This window comes from Clavibacter sp. B3I6, from assembly GCF_030816895.1.
GTDB lineage: Bacteria > Actinomycetota > Actinomycetes > Actinomycetales > Microbacteriaceae > Clavibacter.
Genome location: NZ_JAUSYL010000001.1, coordinates 2,374,681 through 2,393,245, shown reverse-complemented (window position 1 = coordinate 2,393,245; position 18,565 = coordinate 2,374,681). Strand labels below are relative to the sequence as shown.

Genomic DNA, 18,565 nt, shown 5'->3' with positions numbered 1-18,565 from the left:
CTGTGGAGGTTCAGGCGCGGTCAGGACGCGGCGGGACGGGGAGCGGCGTGACGGCCGGCGGGCTTGACGCCGCGGTGCAGCGCCACGATCCCCGCGGTGAGGTCGCGGTGCTCGACCGACGCGAACCCGGCGGCGCGGAGCCAGGAGCTCAGCGTCTCCTGGTCGGGCCAGGCCTGGATCGACTCGTTGAGGTACTCGTAGGCGCTGGCGTTGGAGCTCACGAGCTTGGTGAGCGCCGGCGCGACCGTGCGCATGTAGAGGTCGTAGCCGCGGCGCACGAGGGGCGCGGGCGGCGTGCTGAACTCGCAGATGACGATGCGGCCGCCGGGCTTGAGCACGCGGAGGAGCTCGTCGAGTCCCTTCCGCGGCTCGACCACGTTGCGGAGGCCGAAGGAGATGGTGACGGCGTCGAACGCGTCGTCGTCGAAGGGGAGGTCGGTGGCGTCGGCGTGCACGAACTCGATGCGGTCGTTCCCGGCGTGCCGGCGGCGGCCGACCTCGAGCATGCCCTCGGAGAAGTCGGCGGCGACGACGTGGGCGCCGGAGGCGGCGAGCGCGGCGCTCGAGGTGCCCGTGCCGGCCGCGAGGTCGAGGATCCGCTCGCCCGCGACGGGCGCGACGGCCCGCGTGGTCGCGATGCGCCACAGCTGGTCGTTGCCGACCGAGAGGAGGGCGTTCGTGCGGTCGTAGGCGCTCGAGACCTCGTCGAACATGGCCGACACCTGGCCGGGCTTCTTGCTGAGGTCTGCTCGCATCACGCACCCAGTCTATTCGGGCGCGCTGGGCACGCGATGGGCGGCGGCCGGATGCCCAGGGGCCGATCAGAGGACGGGGGCGGACGGCGGTCGCGCACGGCCCGCGGGTGGCCCGGGGGCCGTCGGCGGGCCCCTCGACGGTGCGTCGGGCGGGAGGGCGGCGGCGCGTCGGGCGTCCCCGGGAGGCCCGGATCCCCGGCGGTAGGCTGGCATCCGTGACCGCAACCCGCGTCCGAGCGCTCCTCGTCGACACCACCCCCGTCGACTCCATCGCCCGGCTCGTCCCCCTCCTCGACGCCCGCCACCCGCTCCTGTGGCTGCGGCACGGATCCGGGATGGGCGGCATCGGCGAGGCGCTCCGGCTCGAGTTCCGCGGGCCCGACCGCGTGCGGGACGCCGCCGCCGCGTGGCGCGAGGTCGCCGCGGCCGCGACCGTGGCGGATCCGCTCGGGATCCCCGGCAGCGGCCTCATCGCGTTCGGCGCCTTCGCCTTCGCCGACGACTCCGAGGCCGCGAGCGTGCTCGTCGTGCCGCGCGTGGTCGTCGGCCGGCGCGACGGGGTGTCGTGGGTGACGCGGATCCGCCTGGCCGACCGGGAGGACGACGACGTCGCCTCCCCCCTCGACGCGCTCGCCGCCGGCGCGATCCCCGTGCCCGAGCGCTCCGGTGCCGAGTACCGCCTGCACCTGCGGCCGGGATCCATGGGCCCCGACGACTACCAGGCCGCCGTCGCGCGCGCCGTCGACGCCATCGCCGCCGGCGACCTCAAGAAGGTCGTGCTCGCGCGCGATCTCGTGGGCCGCCTGCCCCTCGGCGGCGACCTCCGCCTCGCGCTCAGCCGCTTCGCGCTCGGCTACCCGGACTGCTGGACCTACGCGGTCGACGGCCTCATCGGCGCGAGCCCCGAGACGCTCGTGCGCGTCGGCGGCGGCACCGTGGGGGCCCGCGTGCTCGCGGGCACGGTCTCGCGCGGGACGGACGCGCGGGCCGACGCCGCGGCGGCCGCCGGCCTCGCCGCCTCCCCCAAGGACAACGAGGAGCACGCGTTCGCGCGCGACAGCGTCCTCGACGCCCTCCGCCCGCACAGCCGCGACCTCCGGACGACCGACGCGCCCTTCACGCTCAAGCTGCCGAACCTGTGGCACCTGGCGAGCGACGTCACGGGGACGCTGGGCGACGGATCCTCCTCCCTCGACCTCGTGGGCGCGCTGCATCCGACCGCCGCGGTCGCCGGGCACCCGACCGCCGCGGCGCTGGAGCTGATCGCGGAGCTCGAGCCCGCCGACCGCGGCCGGTACGCGGGCCCGGTCGGCTGGGTCGCGGCCGACGGCGACGGCGAGTGGGCCATCGCGCTGCGCGGGGCCCAGGTGGACCCGTCGGGCGCCATCGTCGCGCACGCGGGCGCCGGCATCGTCGCGGGATCCGACCCCGAGCGGGAGCGCGCCGAGACGGCGATGAAGTTCCGGCCCGTCGTGGAGGCGCTCGGCTAGGAGGCGCCTCCGGACGTGCGCTCCGGTGCCGCTTCCGCTGCTGGTTCCGTCCGTCGGCGGAGCAGGCGGGGAGCCGCGACGCCGAGCAGCACGACGGCCGCGAGCGCGCCTCCGGCGATCCCGGCGACGGGACCCGCCGCGTCCACCACCGCGCCGACCGCAGCCGCCGCCAGCGCGACACCCGTGTTCACCGCGGTGTTGACCCACGCGGACGCCTCCGTGCGCACCGACGGCTCGGTCTGCTCGTCGGCGAGGAGGTATCCCGACACCATCGCCGGCGCGAGGAACAGGCCGACGGGGACGAGCGCGGCGCCGAGCAGGAGGAGGGCGAGCGCATCCGGCGCGGCGGGGATCCGGGCCGCGACCACCGCGAGCACGGCCGTCGCCGCGAGCATCGCCGCCACGAGCACGACCAGGCGGATCCGCGCGGGCGACCGCCACGCGCGCGTCCCGTACGCCAGGCCGCCGACCGCGCTGCCCGCGGCGAAGGCGGCGAGCAGCGGGCCCGCGAGCGCCGTGCTGTCCGCGCGCGCGGCCAGCGCCGCGACCGCGACCTCGACGGATCCGAGCACCGCGCCGACCCCGAGGAGCGTCACCAGCAGGGGGATCACGAGCGGCTGGCGGAGCGGATCCGCCGACCGACGGCGGACCGCCTGCTCCCGCCGCGCGTCCAGCGGCGGCGCCGGCCGTGCGCCCTGCGCCCGGGAGAGGGGCGACGACGTCATCCCCACCGTGCCGCCCACGCTCGCGGCGGCCGACGCGAGCACGGCGACCTCGGGATCCGCGATCGCGACGAGCGCCGCCACGATGAGCGGCCCGACGGTGAAGAGGACCTCTTCCCCCACGGCGTCGAGGCTGTAGGCGCGCGTCCGCATCCGCGCGTCGGGCACGAGCGCCGCCCACACGACGCGCATGGCGGCGCCCAGCGGCGGCATCGCGAGCCCGGCGAGTGCGGCCGCTGCGACGACGACCGCGACCGGGGCGCCGACGCGGACGACGGCGAGCACCCCGAGGAGCCCGAGCGCGTGGACGACCGCGAGCGCCACGAGCACGGGACGCTGGCCGCGGGCGTCCACGAGTCGCGCACGCACGGGCGACGCGAGGACGTTGGCGAGGCCGAACGCGCCGGTCGCGAGGCCGGCGGCGGCGAAGGAACCGGTGCGCGCCTGGACGAGGAGCAGCAGCGCGAGCGCGACCATCGCGAAGGAGAGGCGGCCGAGCATCGCCGGGAGGAACACGCGCAGCGCACCGGGGAGCGCCAGCACGGCGAGGTAGCCGGTGCGGGCGGGCGGCGGCGGGCGGCTCGCGGCCACGCCGTCGCCGGATCCGCGGTCGCGCCCGGTGCCGGGGCGGCGGAGGTCGGTCTCGTCGGCGGGCACCCGCCATCCGACCACGCCGAGGGCGCGGGTGTCGAGCGTGCGCTCCGAGACGAGCGGACCACGCCCCGCGACGACCCCGGCGCCGTCAGGGGCGCGGCGCGGACGCCGCCAGCGTCGAGAACGCCACGCGGACCAGGGCGGACTCCGCCGCCTCGAGCTCGGCGCGGACCACCTCGGCGAGGGGCTCCCTCTCCTCGGCGAGGATCCAGGCGGCGTAGCCGTCGTAGTACGCGCGCACGCCGAGGTCCGCGAGGACGCCCGCCTGGCGGCCGTCGCCCAGCCGGTCCGAGAGTGCGGCGTGGAGCGCGTCGGTGACGGCGGATCGCTTGTGGACTGCGCGCTCGCGCAGCTCCGGGCTCGCGGGGATGACGGAGGCGAGGCCCTGCCGGATCACCCGGCGGTCCTCCGTGTGCACCGCGCAGAGCGGCAGGATCCCCGCGTGGAGCGCCTCGAAGGGCGTGCTCGTGCGCGGGGCGGCTGCCACCCCGTCGGCGGCGAGCGCGACCAGCTCGTCCTGGCCCTGGAACAGGATCTCCCGCTTGTCGGCGAAGTGCCGGAAGAGCGTGGTCCTGGTCACGTTCGCGCGGTCGGCGATCTGCGCCGCGGTGGTGGCCTCGTAGCCGCGCTCGACGAACAGCTCGACGGCGGCGCGCAGGAGGCGGCCGCGCGTATCCGGTTCCCATCGCGCCATGCATCGAGTCTAGTGATGCGCCCGCGTCGCATCCTTAGCGCGCTCAGCCGCCCAAGCTGTCCCGGACTCCGATCTCACGACCGCCGAATGACGGGACTGAGTCACATCAGGTGTACCGTGATGCATCAGAGTCACATCACCGGGATGGGCTCGTCCGGGGCGCGGCAGATCGCGGTGACCCCGTCATGGACAGGAGCACTCGCATGCGCGCATTCGTCACCGGGGCCGCCGGTTGGATCGGCACCGCCCTCACCACCGAGCTCGTCGCCGCCGGGCACGAGGTCCGCGGCCTGGTCCGCTCGGACGCCTCCGCCGAGAGGGTCCGCCGGATCGGCGCCGCCCCCGTGAGGGGCGACATGGCCGATCACGACCTGCTGGTCGCCGAGGCGCTGGCCGCCGACGCCACCGCGCACCTCGCGTTCACCCTCGACTTCGACGCGTTCGACGCCGCCGTCGAGAACGAGGTGCGCCTCGTCGCGAGGATCGGCGACGCGCTCGAGGGCACGGGCAGGGCGTTCTTCGCCGCGTCCGGCACCCCCACGAGCCTCGGGCAGCTCGCCACCGAGCAGGACGAGCTGGATCCCCAGGGCCCCGCCGGGGTGCGCTCCCGCACGGCCAGGGCGGTGCTGGCCCTGTCGCAGCGCGGCATCCGCTCCGGCCTCGTGCGCATGCCGCGCACCGTGCACGGGCAGGGCGACCGGAACGGCCTCATCGCCGCGCTCGTCGGCCTGGACCGCCGGCTCGGGACCGCCGCCTACGTCGGCGACGGCGCGAACCGGTGGCCGGCGGTGCACATCGGCGACGCCGGGCGCCTGTTCCGAATCGCCCTGGAGACGGCACCGGCCGAATCCGTGCTGCACGCCGTCGGCGAGGAGGGCGTGGCGATGCGCGACGTCGCCGAGGCCATCGGGCGGCTGACCGGCCTGCCCGCCCTCGGCGGTGGACCCGGAGCAGCTGGGTGTGTTCGGCGCCCTGCTCGGCGGCGACCAGCCCGCCTCCAACGTCGCCACCCGTCGTCTCGTCGACTGGGAGCCGACCGGCCCGACCCTGCTCGGCGACATCGAGGCCGGGCACTACACGTCCTGACCGCCTGCGTCCGAGCAGGCCGTGGGGCGGTCCGCCCGCTACCGGACCAGCGGCACCTCGATGAGGAGCGGCGCCTCGGACGCCGTCGTGAGCGCCGCCTCCAGCTCGCCGTGCGTCGCCGCGCGGAGGTGCGTCCAGCCGTAGGCGCGCGCGAGGGACGCGAGGTCCACCCGCTGGGGCGTGAACATGACGCGGTCGATGGCGTCCGGGGCGGCGGTGCGCGACACCTCGAGGCCGTCGAAGATCGTGCCGCCGCCGTCGTTGCCCACGATGACCTGGATCCGCGGGACCCGCTCGCCCGTGCCCAGCAGCAGCGAGCCGACGTCGTGCAGGAGCGTGAGGTCGCCGACGAGCACACGCGTGACGCCCGCGGCGGAGGTGCCGGATCCGGCCTGCGAGGCGAGCGCGACGCCGAGGCCGGTGGAGATGGTGCCGTCGATGCCGGCGAGGCCGCGGTTGGCGTGCACGCGCACGCGCTTGCCGGGGAGCGCGCGGTCGGCCTCGCGGATGAGGCGCGACGCCCCGAGCACGAGCCGGTCGTGCGGCCAGGTGGCCTGCCACACGGCGCGCACGAGGTGCCGGCGCGTCACGTCGGCGCGCACGGCGGCGAGCTCCGCGCGCGCGAACTCGCGGCGCTCGGCGGGGGTGGTGCCGGCCGGGACGAGCGGCGCGGCGTCGGCGTCGGTCGCCTGGTCGAGGATCGCGCGGCTCTCCGTGACCCAGGTGCCGAGCCAACGGCGGGCCTCGGTCGGATCGGCGGGCTCGCCGACCACGCGCACGGCGGCCGGGTGGGCGGTGACGCGGTGGCGCGGGTCGTAGTCCTCGCCGCCGGTGGATCCGACGACGATCGCCTCGACGTCGTCGCGCCCCACGAGCAGCGGGACCTCGCGCGTGAGGGTGGGATGCCCGAACACGACCACGCGCTCGACGCGGTCGCCGAAGCCGGGGCGGGCGAGCAGCTCCCGGAAGGAGACGACGAGGTTCGGGCCGAAGTGGGATCCGCTGCTGATCTCGGCGGCGAGCGGCCAGCCCCCGGCGCGCGCGAGCGCCTCGGCGGCCTCGCCCGCGGCGTGCCCGGCGACCACGAGCGTGCGCGGGCCGTGCGGGAGGTCGAGGACGTCGGCGGGGTCCGCGGCGGCGGCACCGGCGGCGGCCTCGGCAGCGTCGGCCTCGGCAGCGGCGCGGGCCTCCGCGGCCGCCGCGGCGAGGTCCGGCACGCGGACGCTCAGCGGATCGCGGAAGGCGGCGTTCACGTGCACGGGCGTCCGCTCGTCGCGCGCCCGGCGGTACGCGTCGCGGGCGATGACGGCGTCGCGCGCGAGGTCGTCGTCGGTCTCCTCGGGCGCCGGCACGTCGACGCCGACGACGCGGTCGCCGAACATCCCCGGCTGGCGCGTGGTCTGGTTGCTCGCGATGCCGCGGAGCTCGGCGGGCCGGTCGGCCGTGAGCAGCAGCATCGGGACGCCCGAGTGCCACGCCTCGAGGACGGCCGGGTGCAGGTTCGCGACGGCGGTGCCGGACGTGGTGATGACGGGCGCGGGACGGCCGGACTCGACGCCGAGCCCGAGGGCCAGGAACCCGGCGGCGCGCTCGTCGATGCGGACGTGCAGGCGCACGCCCTCGACGCGCTCCAGCTCGGCCGCGACGAGCGCGAGGGCCTGGGAGCGGGATCCGGGGCACAGCACCACGTCGGTGACGCCCTCGCGGACGAGCGCGAGCAGCATCGCGACGGCGCGGTCCGTGGACGGGTTGCCGGTGCGGGGTGCGGTGGAGGACGGGCGGGAGTCGGTCGTGGTCACCGGCGGTCAGGCGTCCCGGCGGCCCGGCGCGCGGTCGTCGTCGTCCGGGCTGGGGCGCGGGGATCCGCCGGGCGCGCCCGGGGCGGGCGGGCTGTCGGGCCCGTCGCTGTCGAGGTCGGCGAGCTCCTGCTCGAGGCGGCGGATCCGCTCCTCCTCCGAGCGCGTGCGGCCGAGGCCGGAGAGGAAGTCGGGGTCGTCGTCCGGACCGAGGCGGCGGCCGGAGGCCCGGGCGAGGTCCGTGCGGTCCTTGCCGATCGTGAGCCAGAGGATGCCGCCGATGAGGGGCACCAGGACGACCACCGCGATCCAAGCGGGCTTCGGGAGCCCGCGCATGCGGGTCCGCGGCGTCAGGGAGGTGTCCACGATGACGAAGACCGTGAAGAACACGATCACGACGGCGAGACCGATCAGCAGGCGGGGCATCTCCCGATGGTAGCTCCGCAACCGGGGAGGCAGCCGGGCGTCCAGCGAGCGGGAAGGGGCGCGGGTCGGGCACGCGCGGGGCGGCGACGCGAGGACCGCCGGGATGCCGCCCAGCCGTCCGACCTATGCTGACCCGGTGAGTTCCCGTCGCTACTGGCTCGTCTACACCGTCGTCCGCATCCTCCTGTTCGCCGTCCCGTTCGGCCTCGTGGTCGCGGTGAGCCCGGACTTCTGGCCCCTGGCCGCCGTCATCGGCGCGGTGGTGTCGTTCTGCGGGTCGTACATCTTCCTGCGCCCCCAGCGCGAGGCGATGGCACGGGACCTCGAGGCCGTCGCCGCGGGCCGACGCAAGCCCGTCGCGGACGACGACTCCGAGGACGCCGCGGTCGACGCCGCGGAGCGCCGGGCACGGGCAGCGGGATCCCCCGACGCCGCCGCGCGCGACGCCGGCGCCTCGGGCGGCTCGGGCGCTGCCACCCCGCGCGCCGACGGCGAGGGCGAGCGCAGCTGACGCGGTCCCCTCGGGGGCTGGAGCCGAAGCACCGGCTCCCGGTACGCTCGTGCCCGCATCAGCCACCATGTCGAGGAGGATCCGCACCCGTGAGCGCCGGCCCCCTCGACCTCGCCTTCACGGCGCCCATCGGCGTCACCGTGAAGGGCGACCTCTGGTCCTGCGTCGAGGTGCCCGGCTCGGTCGAGCTCCTCGGCACGGGCAAGGCGGTGAAGGTCGTCGCGACCGTGGACGGCGAGCCGCTCACGGCCGGCCTCCTGCCGACCGGCACGGGTGGTCACATGCTCTCCATCAGCGCGGGGCTGCGGAGGAGGCTCGGCAAGGACGTCGGGGATCCGGTCGCCGTCCACCTCACCGAGCGCCTGACCTGACCGCCGGACGGACCGCGCCGGCGCCGTCCTGCGGCACCGATCGGCGCGTGCCCGCTCAGAACGCGAACGCCGCCCCGAGGCCGAGTCCGAACGTGAGGGCGGCCATGCTCGTGAGTTGCAGGGAGAGGATCAGCTCCTTGGGGGTGCGGCCGGTGCACGCGATGATCGCGGCCGGGAGCGCCAGCACGAGCGTGAACAGCACGAGCAGCGACCTCGGGTAGAAGAGGCCGAAGAAGACGACGACCGCGTAGGCGATCGCGATCTCGACGCAGTAGACGATGCGCGACCCGCGCGGGCCGAGACGCACCGCGAGGGTGCGCTTGCCGACCTTGCCGTCCTGCTCGATGTCGCGGATGTTGTTGACCATGAGCACCGCGCACGCGAAGCCGCCCGCCGCGACGCCGCCCAGCCAGCCCTCGCCCGTGATCCGGCCGATGAGGATGAACTGCGTGCCCGCGGTCGCGACCAGGCCGAAGAAGACGAAGACCACCACGTCGCCGAGCCCGGCGTAGCCGTACGGCTTCTTCCCGCCGGTGTAGTAGTAGGCCGCGACGATCGCGACGGCGCCCACGGCGAGCAGCCACCAGTGGCCGGTGATCAGCACGATCACGAGACCCGCCACGGCGGCGAGGCCGAAGAAGGCCAGCGCGACGGTGAGCACGGTGCGGGGCTTCGCGGCGCCGGATCCGGTGAGGCGGGCGGGGCCGACGCGGACGGCGTCCGTGCCGCGGATCCCGTCGGAGTAGTCGTTGGCGTAGTTCACGCCGACCTGCAGCAGCACCGCGACGGCGAGGCAGAGGAGCGCGAGGCCGAGGTCGACGCCCTCGTCGGGGCCCATCGCGCGGGCGGCTCCCGCGCCGATGGCGACGGGGGCGACGGCGAGCGGGAGGGTGCGGATGCGGGCGCCGGAGATCCAGTCCCGCGCCGTCGCCTTCCGGACCTGGGCCGGGTTCCCCGAGCGCGCCTTCGCCGGGGATCCCGGACGGGTGCGGGCGGAGGACGAGGGGGCCGTGCGGGTGCGCTTCTTCTTCTGTGCCACGAGGGGCGATCCTACGCGGCGGGCCGATGCGCGGCCGCGCCGACGGGGCGCGCCGGGCCGATGCCGAGCGCTAGCGGCTGCCGCCCGCGGGCGACGGCGCCCAGCCGGTGGCGGGGCAGTTCCAGCGCATGATCGCGTGGCGGCCGTGCTCGAAGCCGAGCTCGCTGAGCGTCGAGGTCGAGAGGGTGAGGATCCCGCCGGCCTCCGGGGGCAGGCCGACCCAGGCGACGGCGAGAGCGCGGATCACGTGGGCGTGCGCGACGAGCAGCACGTCCTGGCCGGACTCCAGCACCGGCAGCACGCGCTCGAGGACCTGGAGGACGCGGTCGCGGACCTGCTGGGCCGTCTCGCCGGGGGTGTCGCCCGCGGGCACGCCGTCGGTCCAGAGGTCCCAGTGGCCGCGCTCGGACTGGATGTCGGCGGTCGTGCGGCCCTCGTACGCGCCGTAGTCGAACTCGACGAGGCGGTCGTCGACCTCGGCCTGCTCGCGGTAGCCGATGAGCTCGGCCGTGCGGAGCGCACGGGACCGGGGGCTGGCGAGCACCAGCCCGAAGTCCGTGCCCGCGAGCACGGCGCCGACGGCCCGCGCCTGCTCCTCGCCGGTCTCCGTGAGGGGGATGTCGGTCGTGCCGGTGTGGCGCCCGTTGACGCTCCACTCGGTCTGGCCGTGGCGCACCATGACGATGCGGCCGCGCACCTTCTCCTGCCACTCGGGGGTGCCGGGGATCTCCGCGCGGGCGATGGCGGCGTCCACCTCCGCGTACATCGGCGCGACGTCGTCGCGGGCGAGGCGCTTGGCGGTGGCGGGGTTCATGCCGGTCATGCGGGGTCTCCTCCGTCGTCCGGGCGGGGGGGGTCGGACGACATCCGACTCTACGCCCGCGGATCCGACGGGCTCAGTGCACGTGCTCGAGGAGGTCGAGCCCGACCACGCCCAGGGCGTCGCGCACGGCGAGCCGGGCGCGGAGGTCCGCGTCGTCGAAGTGCACCATGACCGCGTACGCGACCGCGCCGCGCGGGCCGCGGAGCACGCCCGCCTCCGCGCGCACGCCCGCGTCGACGCCCGTGCAGTCGACGAGCGCCATGCCGTGCTCGCCGCCGCGGCTGACGAGCGCGTCCAGCCCGAAGGAGGCCGCGACCATCGACCGGTCGGTGTTGAGCGCGAGCCAGCCGACCACGCGCGTGCTCGTCTCCTCGTCCACCACCTCGCCGTGCACGAGCGAGGCGAAGAGCGACGCGAGCTCGCGGGCGGACCCGACGGAGAGCTGCGGGGCGTCGTCCGGCCCGCGGCTGCCGCGCGCCTCGTCGAGGAGGGCCGTGCGGCGCAGGCCGAGCGACTCGGCGCGCGTGCGCACCGCGTCGAGGCCGACGAGGCCGAGGAGCGCGTTCGTCGCGGCGGCGTCGCCGGTCGCGCCGACGAGGGACGCGAGGTCGGTGACGGGCAGCGACGGCACCACGAGGTGGCGCCACAGGCCCGCCGTGCCGCCCTCGTCGCCCGGCCGGCGGTCGACGAGGTGCAGCGGCGACAGGTCGCCCGAGGTCATGCGCGCCGACAGCTCCACGAGGAGCAGCACGCGGCCGAGGCCGGCGGCGGGCAGCGCCACGTGATCGTCGACGGCGAGCACGACGTCGCCGGAGTCGAGGTCGACGGCGCGGGCGGCGACGCGCATCCCGTCGAGGGCCAGGCCGCCGAGCGCACGGAAGGCCGGCCGGAACGCGAGCACGGGCTCGTGCCCGCGGTGGCGCGCGACACCGCCCCCGGTGTGCCGGGGGCGGCGTCGCGGAGCCTCGCCGGTGGGCGCCATCGGCCGCGCGTCACCAGATGGTGACGCGGGCCTCCTCGTCGAGCCACAGGCCGTCGCCCGGCTGCACGTCGAACGTCTCGTAGAACGCGTCGATGTTGCGGACGATCTGGTTGCAGCGGAACTCGTTCGGCGCGTGCGGGTCGATGGCGAGCAGGCGCATCACCTCGGCGTCGCGGCCCTTCTGCTGCCAGGCCTGCGCCCAGGAGAGGAAGAAGCGCTCCGCGCCCGTGAGGCCGTCGATCACCGGCGGCTCCGCGCCCTCGAGCGAGAGGAGGTACGCCTTCCACGCGATGGAGAGGCCGCCGAGGTCGCCGATGTTCTCGCCGATCGTGAGCGCGCCGTTGACGTGCGGGGCGCCCTCGGCCGTCAGCTGCGCGGGCACGAGCGCGTCGTACTGCTGGATCAGCGACGCCGTGCGCTCCTCGAACGCCGCGCGGTCGGCCGGGGTCCACCAGTCGGTGAGGCGGCCGTCGCCGTCGTAGCGGGAGCCCTGGTCGTCGAACCCGTGGCCGATCTCGTGGCCGATGACCGCGCCGATCGCACCGTAGTTCGCGGCCGGGTCGCGCGCCTCGTCGAAGAACGGGAACTGCAGGATCGCGGCCGGGAACACGATCTCGTTGAAGCCGGGGTTGTAGTACGCGTTGATGGTCTGCGGCGTCATGAACCACTCGTCGCGGTCGAGCGGCGCGCCGATCTTGGCGAGCTCGCGGCGCGTCTCGAAGCGGGCGGTCGCGCGCACGTTGCCCACGAGGTCCGTCGGGTCGATCTCGAGCGCCGAGTAGTCGCGCCAGCGGTCCGGGAAGCCGATCTTCGGCGTGAACTTGTCGAGCTTCTCCAAGGCACGCCCGCGGGTCTCCGCCGTCATCCAGTCGAGGCCGGAGATGGAGTCGCGGTAGGCCTGGACGAGGTGCCCGACGAGCACGTCCATCTCGGCCTTGGCGGTGCGGGAGAAGTGGCGGTCGACGTAGATCCGGCCGATGGCCTCGCCCATGGATCCCTCGACCAGCGAGACGCCGCGCTTCCAGCGCACGCGCTGCTCGGGCGCGCCGGTGAGCGTGCGGCCGTAGAAGTCGAAGGACGCCTCGGAGAAGGCCGTCGGGAGGAGCGCCGCGTTCGAGCGGACGACCTGCCAGGTGAGCCAGTCGCGGAGCGCCGGGATCTCGTCGGCGGTGAGGAGCGCGCCGAGGCCCTCGGCGAAGCTCGGCTCGCGGAGCACGACCTCGTCGAGGGCGCCCTCGGGCACCTCGAGGGCGTCGCGCCAGACGTCGAGGTCCGCGCCGGCCGGCTTCTGGACGAGTTCGCGGAGCTCGGCCCACGTGACGAGGTTGTAGGTGGCCTGGCTGTCGCGGGTGCGGACGTTGTCCCAGTGGGCGGCGGCGATGCGGGTCTCGAGGTCGAGGATCCGGTCGGCGCGTCCAGCGGGGTCGTCGAGCTGCGCGAGGCCGAGCATGCGCTCGACGAACGCGCGGTAGGCCGTGCGGATGCCGGCGTGGCCCTCCTCGCGGTAGTAGCTCTCGTCGGGGAGGCCGATGCCGCCCTGCTCGACCTGCACGACGTAGCGCTCGGGATCGCCCGGGTCGTTGTCGACGAAGAGGCCGAGGAGGCCGCTCACGTTCGTCCGCTCGAGCTCGCCGAGCGTGCGGAGGAAGGACGGCACGTCGGTGACCGCGGCCGCCGCCTCGAGCTGGTCGCGGATGGGCTCGATGCCGAGCGACTCGACCCGCTCCTCGTCCATGAAGCTCGTGAAGAGGTCGCCGGACTTGCGCTCCTCGGTGCCGGGCGCGGCGTCGACGGCCTCCTCGATGATCACGCGCACGGCCTCCTCGGCCGCCTCGGCGAGCTGGTGGAACGAGCCCCAGCGGGCCTTGTCGTCGGGGATCTGGGTGCGGTCGAGCCAGCGGCCGTTCACGTGGAGGTAGAGGTCGTCCTGGGGCCGGACCCCCTCGTCCAGCTCGTCGGTGCGGATCCCGGTCGGAGGTGTCTCGGCGCTCATGCGCACGAGCCTATGCGCCTTCGCCGGACCGCCGCCCGGAGCTGTGTCAAGCGCGCTTGACACGCCGTCGACGTCAAGCTAGCTTGTCATCCATGCGCAGCGAGGTGAGGGAGCTCCGGACGGCCGCCGGACTCTCCCAGCAGGCGCTCGCCGACGCGCTGGGCGTCTCCCGCCAGACCGTCAACGCGATCGAGACGGGCCGCTACGACCCGTCGCTCGGGCTCGCCGTGAAGACGGCCCGCTTCTTCCACCGGACCGTCGAGGAGGTCTTCCATGTCGAAGACGACTGAACGGCGCGGGATCTCCCGCGTGAACGTGCTGCTGGTGTCCGTGTTCCTGGGCGGCGCGCTGGTCTGCGCGGTCACGGCCAACGTGCCGGGTGCCATCCTGCTGGCGGCCTTCGGCATCCTGGGGCTCGCCGGCGCCCTCTACGCGGCACGGCCGGGAGCGCGCGACGTCACGCGCATCAACGGCCTGGAGTACCGGGACGAGCGGGACGGGCGGCTGGCGCAGCAGGGCTTCGCGGTCGTCGGCGTCGCGGCGCTCGTCATCTCGGTGGCCGCCTTCGTGGTCACGACGCTGATGGGCCGTGTGGACGGGTTCATCCTCGGGCAGACGATGGCGCTGGCCGTGGTGTGGGGCATCGCGAACTCGGTGGTCGTCCGCCGGAGCTGAAGCCGATCGAGCCGGATCCGCCCGCCGAAACGCCGCCGCAACACGGCGTCGGTACGCTCGCGGATCGGGGCGTCTCCCCACACACCCGCGCGGAAGCAGGCGAGCATGGCCCGACAGATCTGGACCCTCCACGGCGACGGCAAGGCGGTGGACGCCTCCGCGGTCGTCGGCCCCGGCGAGCGCCTCACCTGGCCGCGCACCATCGGGCTCGGGATGCAGCACGTGGTCGCCATGTTCGGCGCGACCTTCCTCGTGCCCGTGCTCACGGGGTTCCCGCCCACCACCACGCTGTTCTTCTCCGGGATCGGGACGCTCCTCTTCCTCCTCATCACCCGGAACCGGCTGCCCAGCTACCTCGGGTCGTCGTTCGCGTTCATCGCGCCGATCCTCGCGGCCAACGCGGCTACGGCGTCGGGCGGCGGCGGCGGCATCGGCGCGGCGCTCGCGGGGATCGTGGCGGTCGGGATCCTGCTGGCGGTGGTCGGCGGCATCGTGCAGCTCACGGGCACCGGCTGGATCGACGCGCTGCTCCCGCCCGTGGTCGCCGGCGCGATCGTGGCGCTCATCGGCTTCAACCTCGCCTCCGCGGCCCGCGACAACTTCGAGCAGGCGCCGGTGACGGCGACCATCACGCTCGCCGCCGTGATCCTCTCCACCGTGCTGTTCCGCGGGATCCTCGGCCGTCTCTCCATCGTGCTCGGCGTGGTCATCGGGTACGTCGTGGCCGTGATCCGCGGCGAGGTCGACTTCTCGGCGATCGCCGACGCCGCGTGGATCGGGCTGCCGGAGTTCACCGCGCCGGAGATCACGCCGCAGTTCTGGGCGCTGCTGCCCGCGTTCCTTCCCGTCGTGCTCGTGCTCGTCGCCGAGAACGTGGGCCACATCCGCGGGGTCGCGCAGATGACCGACGGGAGCGTGAACAAGCTGACCGGGCGCGCGCTCCTCGCCGACGGCCTGGCGACCGTGCTCGCGGGCCTCGGCGGCGGATCCGGCACCACCACCTACGGCGAGAACATCGGCGTGATGGCGGCCACCCGCGTCTACTCGACCGCCGCGTACTGGGTCGCGGGCGCGTTCGCCGTGCTGCTCGGCCTCTCCCCCAAGGTCGGCGCCGTCATCAACACGATCCCCGCGGGCGTGCTCGGCGGCGTGACCACCGCGCTGTACGGGCTCATCGGGATCATCGGCGTGAAGATCTGGATGGACAACAGGGTCGACTTCTCGAAGCCGGTCAACCAGCTCACGGCGGCGACCGCGCTGATCGTCGCGATCGCGCCCTTCACCTTCACGCTCGGCACCGTCTCGTTCAACGGCATCGCGCTCGGCACCATCGCCGCGATCGTCGTCTACCACGTGATGCACACGGTCGCGCGGCTGCGCGGGACCGACTAGCGGCGGCCGAGCGCGCGGCGGGCCGCGGGCGGGCGGGGCGCCGGGTCAGAGCCCGAGCAGCCGCTCCAGCGCCGGATCCTCGAGGGAGTCGAGCACGAGGTCCGCGCCCGCGTCGCGGAGCTCGTCGGCCGAGTAGTGGCCGCTCGCCACGCCGACCGCGGTCGCGCCCGCGTCGTGCGCGGACGTGATGTCGTTCGGGGTGTCGCCGACCACGAGGACCTCCTCGCGGGCAGGCTCGGCGCCCCGGAGAGTCCCGGCGGTCGCGATGGCACGGCGCACGACGTCGACCCGGTCGGGCGAGTCGGATCCGTACGCGCCGAACACGAAGAACCGGCCGAGGCGGGCGGGCTCCATCTTCGTGCGGGCCGCGCCCTCCATCGCGCCGGAGACGACGCCGAGCACCACGCCCGCGTCGGCGAGCCGGCCGAGCAGCGCCTCCGCGCCGTCGAGCACGCGGTAGCCCTCGGAGACGCGGATGTCGTCGGCGAGGTGCCGGAGGTAGGAGGCGTAGAGGCGCGCGAGCTCGGCGGGCTGGGGATCCCGTCCCATCACTCCGCGGAACGTCGCGGTGCCGACCTGCGGATCCGTCTCCCCCGCCGACGAGTGCTCGCCGATGTCGGCCTCGACGTCGTGGAGGTCGCGGAACGCCATCGCCCAGCTGCGCGCGCCGGAGCCGCCCGTGTGGATGAGGGTCTCGTCGATGTCGAAGAGGACGGCGGGCGGGATGCGATCGGTGTCGGCCATGCGTCCATCGTGCTCCGGCCCGGAGCCCGCGAGCAGGGGGTGGACGCGCGGCGGCGACCCGGGATCAGGAGCGGCGCGCGCGGACCCGCTCGGTGGTGCGGGCGATGACGCGGAGGCTGTCGATGAGCGTCGCGATCTGCTCGCGGCTGAGGTCGGCGAGCACCTCGTCCTCGTCGGCCACGAGGCGGCGCATCGCGCGGTCGACGCGCTCGATCCCGAACGGCGTGAGGACCACGAGCCGGCTGCGGCCGCCCGCCGGATCCTCCTCGCGCGTGATGAAGGAGCGCGCGGTCAGCCGGTTCACCCGGTGCACGAGGCTGCCCGTGTCGGTGCCGAGCCGCTCGGCGAGCCCGGCGCGCGTGAGGCCCGCGTCGCCCTGCTGGCGGAGCACGGACAGGAACTCGAACTCGCTCGTGGTGAGGCCCTCGGCGGCGAACGCGCCCTCGCGGATCCGCTGCATCTGCGGCAGCAGGCGCCGGAGCCTCGACACCACGTCGAGCGGCGCGAAGTCGACGTCGGGCATGGCCGCACCCCACGCGTCGATCACCAGGTCGACGTCGTCGTCATCCTTCATCGGGACTCCCACCGTCTCGTCCACGGTACCGGGGAGCGGGGCGCCGCGGGCCCGCCGGCGGATGCGGGGCGCGCAGCGGCTGGTGTGCCGTGCGGGGGCCGCGTCGCGCGACGTCGCGGACGGCCGATGCGACACGCCCTCCGGCAGGATGTCCGCATGACCCGGCCGCTCCCCCTCCCCGACCGCCCGCTGGTGCTCGACGGCGGCCTCGGCACGCTGCTGGAGGCGCGCGGGCACGACCTGTCGGATCCGCTGTGGAGCGCACGCGTGCTCGCCGACGAGCCCGATGCGGTCCGGGCGGCGCACGAGGAGTACTTCCGGGCGGGAGCGGACGTGGCGATCACGGCGTCGTACCAGGTGGGCTTCGCGGCCTTCGCGCAGCGCGGCCTCGACGCCGCCGCGACCGAGGAGCTGCTGCGCGCGAGCGTGCGGCTCGCCGCGGAGGCCCGGGACCGGGTCGCCCGGGACGACGCGGGCGCCCCGCGCGAGCGGTGGGTCGCCGCGTCGGTCGGCCCGTACGGCGCGACGCTCGGCGACGGATCGGAGTACCGGGGATCCTCGGGCCTCACGCGCGCGGAGCTCGGCCGCTGGCACGCGCCCCGGTTCGCCGTGCTCGCCGACGCGGGCGCCGACCTCCTCGCCTGCGAGACGATCCCGAGCCTCGACGAGGGCGCCGCGCTGGTGGACCTCGCGCGCGGCTCGGGCGCCGCCGTCTGGCTCGCGTTCACGGTGGCCGACGGCCGGCTGCGCTCGGGCGAGCCGATGCGCGAGGGGTTCGCGCTCGCGGAGGAGGCCGACGAGGTCGTGGCCGTGGGGATCAACTGCGCGCACCCGGACGAGGTGCCGGCCGCGATCGCCGCGGCCCGGAGCGCGACGGACCGGCCCGTGGTCGTCTACCCGAACTCCGGCGAGCGCTGGGACGCGGTCGCGCGCGGCTGGCACGGCGACCCGGCTCTGCCGTCCGTCGAGGCGTGGATCCGGGCGGGCGCCTCGCTCGTCGGCGGCTGCTGCCGCGTGGGTCCCGACGAGATCCGGCGCATGCGGGATGCGCTGGGCTGACCGCGGCGCACCCTCCCACCCGATGCGCGACGGCGCAAGCAGGAGCGCCCCAATCGCGCCCCACCTGCGCGCCGTCGTCCGCGCGCGGTCGCGGGCATCGACGCGGATCCGCCCTGCCCCGGTTCCCAGGGGATGCGGAGGCTTCCCACCGGGCGTCCAGGCGGGCGCGCCGGGATGGGTCCCGCACATCGCACCGATGACCGGGCTCCGCTGGGGAGCCCCGACAGGAGGACGATCCGCATGACCATCACCCGCAGCTCCGCCCGCACCCTCGGCTCGATCGGCGCCGCCGCCGCTCTCGTGGCCGTCGGCCTCGCCATCCCGAGCGCCGCCAACGCCGTCCCCACCGAATGCGAGCCGGGGACGACCACCACCAGCCTCACGAGGACGGCCAGCGACCGCGTCGTCGCGGGCTCGCAGACGTCGACCGCGACGACGGGCGGCCCGCTCTCGGCCACGGTCTCCGCCGACGTCACGCGCGGGTCCGAGGTCTCCGCCGGCGCGTCGATCAGCGCGCTGATGGGCGCCATCTCCGCGCAGGTCAGCGCCACCGCGACCGAGTCGGCGTCGTGGTCGGCGGGATCGACGCTCGGCCCGGTCGAGGTCCCCGCGGGCGGCACGCTCACCGCGACCTACGGCTTCGAGGACATCTCCTGGCAGGGCACCACGGCCACGTGCCAGAGCTCGGGGCAGATGGGCCCGGCGCAGACCGTGTACGGGAAGGTGCAGGGCGCGACCTGGGTCGACTACGCCGTCGGCTGATCCGCGATCCGCTCCGG

20 protein-coding genes and 1 pseudogene are annotated in these 18,565 nt (G+C 75.4%); 10 read left to right on the top strand and 11 right to left on the bottom strand.

Annotated features, from left to right (window positions below; translation table 11 throughout):
- Positions 1 to 20: 20 nt before the first annotated feature.
- Positions 21 to 755: a bifunctional demethylmenaquinone methyltransferase/2-methoxy-6-polyprenyl-1,4-benzoquinol methylase UbiE gene (ubiE, locus tag QFZ62_RS11585; RefSeq protein ID WP_307507789.1), complete on the bottom strand. Its 735-nt coding sequence runs from the start codon at positions 753 to 755 to the stop codon at positions 21 to 23.
- A 215-nt stretch (positions 756 to 970) separates the two neighbouring features.
- On the opposite strand from ubiE, the gene QFZ62_RS11580 reads away from it, so the two are divergent.
- Positions 971 to 2,245, top strand: a complete 1,275-nt coding sequence (locus QFZ62_RS11580) for an isochorismate synthase MenF (protein ID WP_307505820.1) — start codon at positions 971 to 973, stop codon at positions 2,243 to 2,245.
- Here QFZ62_RS11580 and QFZ62_RS11575 read toward each other — a convergent pair.
- Positions 2,242 to 3,624 carry an MFS transporter gene (locus QFZ62_RS11575; RefSeq protein ID WP_307505817.1) on the bottom strand — a complete coding sequence of 461 codons (1,383 nt, stop codon included), beginning with the start codon at positions 3,622 to 3,624 and terminating at the stop codon, positions 2,242 to 2,244. The genes QFZ62_RS11580 and QFZ62_RS11575 overlap by 4 nt on opposite strands.
- Before the next feature lie 85 nt (positions 3,625 to 3,709).
- Positions 3,710 to 4,315 carry a TetR/AcrR family transcriptional regulator gene (locus tag QFZ62_RS11570; RefSeq protein ID WP_307505814.1) on the bottom strand — a complete coding sequence of 202 codons (606 nt, stop codon included), beginning with the start codon at positions 4,313 to 4,315 and terminating at the stop codon, positions 3,710 to 3,712.
- Positions 4,316 to 4,500: 185 nt separating this feature from the next.
- On the opposite strand from QFZ62_RS11570, the pseudogene QFZ62_RS15630 reads away from it, so the two are divergent.
- Together QFZ62_RS15630 and QFZ62_RS11560 are read left to right on the top strand one after the other, a co-directional pair.
- Positions 4,501 to 5,091, top strand: a pseudogene (locus QFZ62_RS15630) (NAD-dependent epimerase/dehydratase family protein); the annotation flags it as partial.
- A gap of 184 nt (positions 5,092 to 5,275) precedes the next feature.
- The gene (locus tag QFZ62_RS11560; RefSeq protein ID WP_307505809.1) at positions 5,276 to 5,401 is read left to right on the top strand and encodes a hypothetical protein; all 126 of its coding nucleotides are present in this window, start codon (positions 5,276 to 5,278) and stop codon (positions 5,399 to 5,401) included.
- Between the two features lie 38 nt (positions 5,402 to 5,439).
- Here the strand turns inward: QFZ62_RS11560 and menD are convergent, their stop codons facing one another.
- Together menD and QFZ62_RS11550 are read right to left on the bottom strand one after the other, a co-directional pair.
- Complete coding sequence (menD, locus tag QFZ62_RS11555; RefSeq protein ID WP_373425977.1) at positions 5,440 to 7,125, bottom strand: 2-succinyl-5-enolpyruvyl-6-hydroxy-3-cyclohexene-1-carboxylic-acid synthase; 1,686 nt, start codon at positions 7,123 to 7,125, stop codon at positions 5,440 to 5,442.
- A gap of 81 nt (positions 7,126 to 7,206) precedes the next feature.
- The gene (locus QFZ62_RS11550) at positions 7,207 to 7,623 is read right to left on the bottom strand and encodes a PLD nuclease N-terminal domain-containing protein (protein WP_307505805.1); all 417 of its coding nucleotides are present in this window, start codon (positions 7,621 to 7,623) and stop codon (positions 7,207 to 7,209) included.
- Between the two features lie 136 nt (positions 7,624 to 7,759).
- Between QFZ62_RS11550 and QFZ62_RS11545 the strand changes: the two genes are divergently transcribed.
- Positions 7,760 to 8,134, top strand: a complete 375-nt coding sequence (locus QFZ62_RS11545) for a DUF4229 domain-containing protein (RefSeq protein WP_307505803.1) — start codon at positions 7,760 to 7,762, stop codon at positions 8,132 to 8,134.
- 89 nt (positions 8,135 to 8,223) lie between these two features.
- Positions 8,224 to 8,505, top strand: a complete 282-nt coding sequence (locus QFZ62_RS11540) for a DUF1905 domain-containing protein (protein WP_307505800.1) — start codon at positions 8,224 to 8,226, stop codon at positions 8,503 to 8,505.
- 55 nt (positions 8,506 to 8,560) lie between these two features.
- On the opposite strand, the gene QFZ62_RS11535 is transcribed toward QFZ62_RS11540, so the two are convergent.
- From QFZ62_RS11535 to QFZ62_RS11520, 4 genes are all read right to left on the bottom strand, one after another.
- Positions 8,561 to 9,544, bottom strand: coding sequence for a 1,4-dihydroxy-2-naphthoate polyprenyltransferase (locus QFZ62_RS11535; RefSeq protein WP_307505797.1), 984 nt, complete (start codon positions 9,542 to 9,544; stop codon positions 8,561 to 8,563).
- 70 nt (positions 9,545 to 9,614) lie between these two features.
- Positions 9,615 to 10,367, bottom strand: coding sequence for a histidine phosphatase family protein (locus QFZ62_RS11530; RefSeq protein ID WP_307505795.1), 753 nt, complete (start codon positions 10,365 to 10,367; stop codon positions 9,615 to 9,617).
- Between the two features lie 73 nt (positions 10,368 to 10,440).
- A complete protein-coding gene (locus tag QFZ62_RS11525; protein ID WP_307505792.1) occupies positions 10,441 to 11,349 on the bottom strand; it encodes a serine hydrolase in 909 nt (302 codons plus the stop codon).
- A gap of 10 nt (positions 11,350 to 11,359) precedes the next feature.
- Complete coding sequence (locus tag QFZ62_RS11520) at positions 11,360 to 13,342, bottom strand: M13 family metallopeptidase (protein WP_307505789.1); 1,983 nt, start codon at positions 13,340 to 13,342, stop codon at positions 11,360 to 11,362.
- 92 nt (positions 13,343 to 13,434) lie between these two features.
- Between QFZ62_RS11520 and QFZ62_RS11515 the strand changes: the two genes are divergently transcribed.
- From QFZ62_RS11515 to QFZ62_RS11505, 3 genes are all read left to right on the top strand, one after another.
- Positions 13,435 to 13,632: a helix-turn-helix transcriptional regulator gene (locus QFZ62_RS11515; RefSeq protein ID WP_307505786.1), complete on the top strand. Its 198-nt coding sequence runs from the start codon at positions 13,435 to 13,437 to the stop codon at positions 13,630 to 13,632.
- A complete protein-coding gene (locus tag QFZ62_RS11510) occupies positions 13,616 to 14,017 on the top strand; it encodes a hypothetical protein (RefSeq protein ID WP_307505783.1) in 402 nt (133 codons plus the stop codon). Before QFZ62_RS11515 ends, QFZ62_RS11510 begins: the two co-directional genes overlap by 17 nt.
- Before the next feature lie 105 nt (positions 14,018 to 14,122).
- The gene (locus QFZ62_RS11505; RefSeq protein ID WP_307505780.1) at positions 14,123 to 15,409 is read left to right on the top strand and encodes a uracil-xanthine permease family protein; all 1,287 of its coding nucleotides are present in this window, start codon (positions 14,123 to 14,125) and stop codon (positions 15,407 to 15,409) included.
- Positions 15,410 to 15,454: 45 nt separating this feature from the next.
- Here the strand turns inward: QFZ62_RS11505 and QFZ62_RS11500 are convergent, their stop codons facing one another.
- Together QFZ62_RS11500 and QFZ62_RS11495 are read right to left on the bottom strand one after the other, a co-directional pair.
- A complete protein-coding gene (locus QFZ62_RS11500; protein ID WP_307505777.1) occupies positions 15,455 to 16,153 on the bottom strand; it encodes an HAD family hydrolase in 699 nt (232 codons plus the stop codon).
- Positions 16,154 to 16,217: 64 nt separating this feature from the next.
- Positions 16,218 to 16,727, bottom strand: coding sequence for a MarR family winged helix-turn-helix transcriptional regulator (locus tag QFZ62_RS11495; protein ID WP_041464758.1), 510 nt, complete (start codon positions 16,725 to 16,727; stop codon positions 16,218 to 16,220).
- Between the two features lie 156 nt (positions 16,728 to 16,883).
- On the opposite strand from QFZ62_RS11495, the gene mmuM reads away from it, so the two are divergent.
- Positions 16,884 to 17,786: a homocysteine S-methyltransferase gene (mmuM, locus tag QFZ62_RS11490; protein ID WP_307505775.1), complete on the top strand. Its 903-nt coding sequence runs from the start codon at positions 16,884 to 16,886 to the stop codon at positions 17,784 to 17,786.
- Positions 17,787 to 18,026: 240 nt separating this feature from the next.
- Positions 18,027 to 18,548 (top strand): hypothetical protein, encoded by a 522-nt coding sequence (locus QFZ62_RS11485; RefSeq protein WP_307505772.1) that lies wholly within the window; start codon positions 18,027 to 18,029, stop codon positions 18,546 to 18,548.
- The last annotated feature ends 17 nt before the right edge of the window (positions 18,549 to 18,565 follow it).

Excerpts from the sequence above, each read along its gene's own strand:
- ubiE (WP_307507789.1), bottom strand. The coding sequence starts at position 755 with ATGCGAGCAGACCTCAGCAAGAAGCCCGGCCAGGTGTCGGCCATGTTC.
- QFZ62_RS11570 (WP_307505814.1), bottom strand. The coding sequence starts at position 4,315 with ATGGCGCGATGGGAACCGGATACGCGCGGCCGCCTCCTGCGCGCCGCC.
- menD (WP_373425977.1), bottom strand. The coding sequence starts at position 7,125 with ATGCTGCTCGCGCTCGTCCGCGAGGGCGTCACCGACGTGGTGCTGTGC.
- QFZ62_RS11550 (WP_307505805.1), bottom strand. The coding sequence starts at position 7,623 with ATGCCCCGCCTGCTGATCGGTCTCGCCGTCGTGATCGTGTTCTTCACG.
- QFZ62_RS11530 (WP_307505795.1), bottom strand. The coding sequence starts at position 10,367 with ATGACCGGCATGAACCCCGCCACCGCCAAGCGCCTCGCCCGCGACGAC.
- QFZ62_RS11525 (WP_307505792.1), bottom strand. The coding sequence starts at position 11,349 with ATGGCGCCCACCGGCGAGGCTCCGCGACGCCGCCCCCGGCACACCGGG.
- QFZ62_RS11520 (WP_307505789.1), bottom strand. The coding sequence starts at position 13,342 with ATGAGCGCCGAGACACCTCCGACCGGGATCCGCACCGACGAGCTGGAC.
- QFZ62_RS11515 (WP_307505786.1), top strand. The coding sequence starts at position 13,435 with ATGCGCAGCGAGGTGAGGGAGCTCCGGACGGCCGCCGGACTCTCCCAG.
- QFZ62_RS11510 (WP_307505783.1), top strand. The coding sequence starts at position 13,616 with ATGTCGAAGACGACTGAACGGCGCGGGATCTCCCGCGTGAACGTGCTG.
- QFZ62_RS11505 (WP_307505780.1), top strand. The coding sequence starts at position 14,123 with ATGGCCCGACAGATCTGGACCCTCCACGGCGACGGCAAGGCGGTGGAC.
- QFZ62_RS11500 (WP_307505777.1), bottom strand. The coding sequence starts at position 16,153 with ATGGCCGACACCGATCGCATCCCGCCCGCCGTCCTCTTCGACATCGAC.
- QFZ62_RS11495 (WP_041464758.1), bottom strand. The coding sequence starts at position 16,727 with ATGAAGGATGACGACGACGTCGACCTGGTGATCGACGCGTGGGGTGCG.
- mmuM (WP_307505775.1), top strand. The coding sequence starts at position 16,884 with ATGACCCGGCCGCTCCCCCTCCCCGACCGCCCGCTGGTGCTCGACGGC.
- QFZ62_RS11485 (WP_307505772.1), top strand. The coding sequence starts at position 18,027 with ATGACCATCACCCGCAGCTCCGCCCGCACCCTCGGCTCGATCGGCGCC.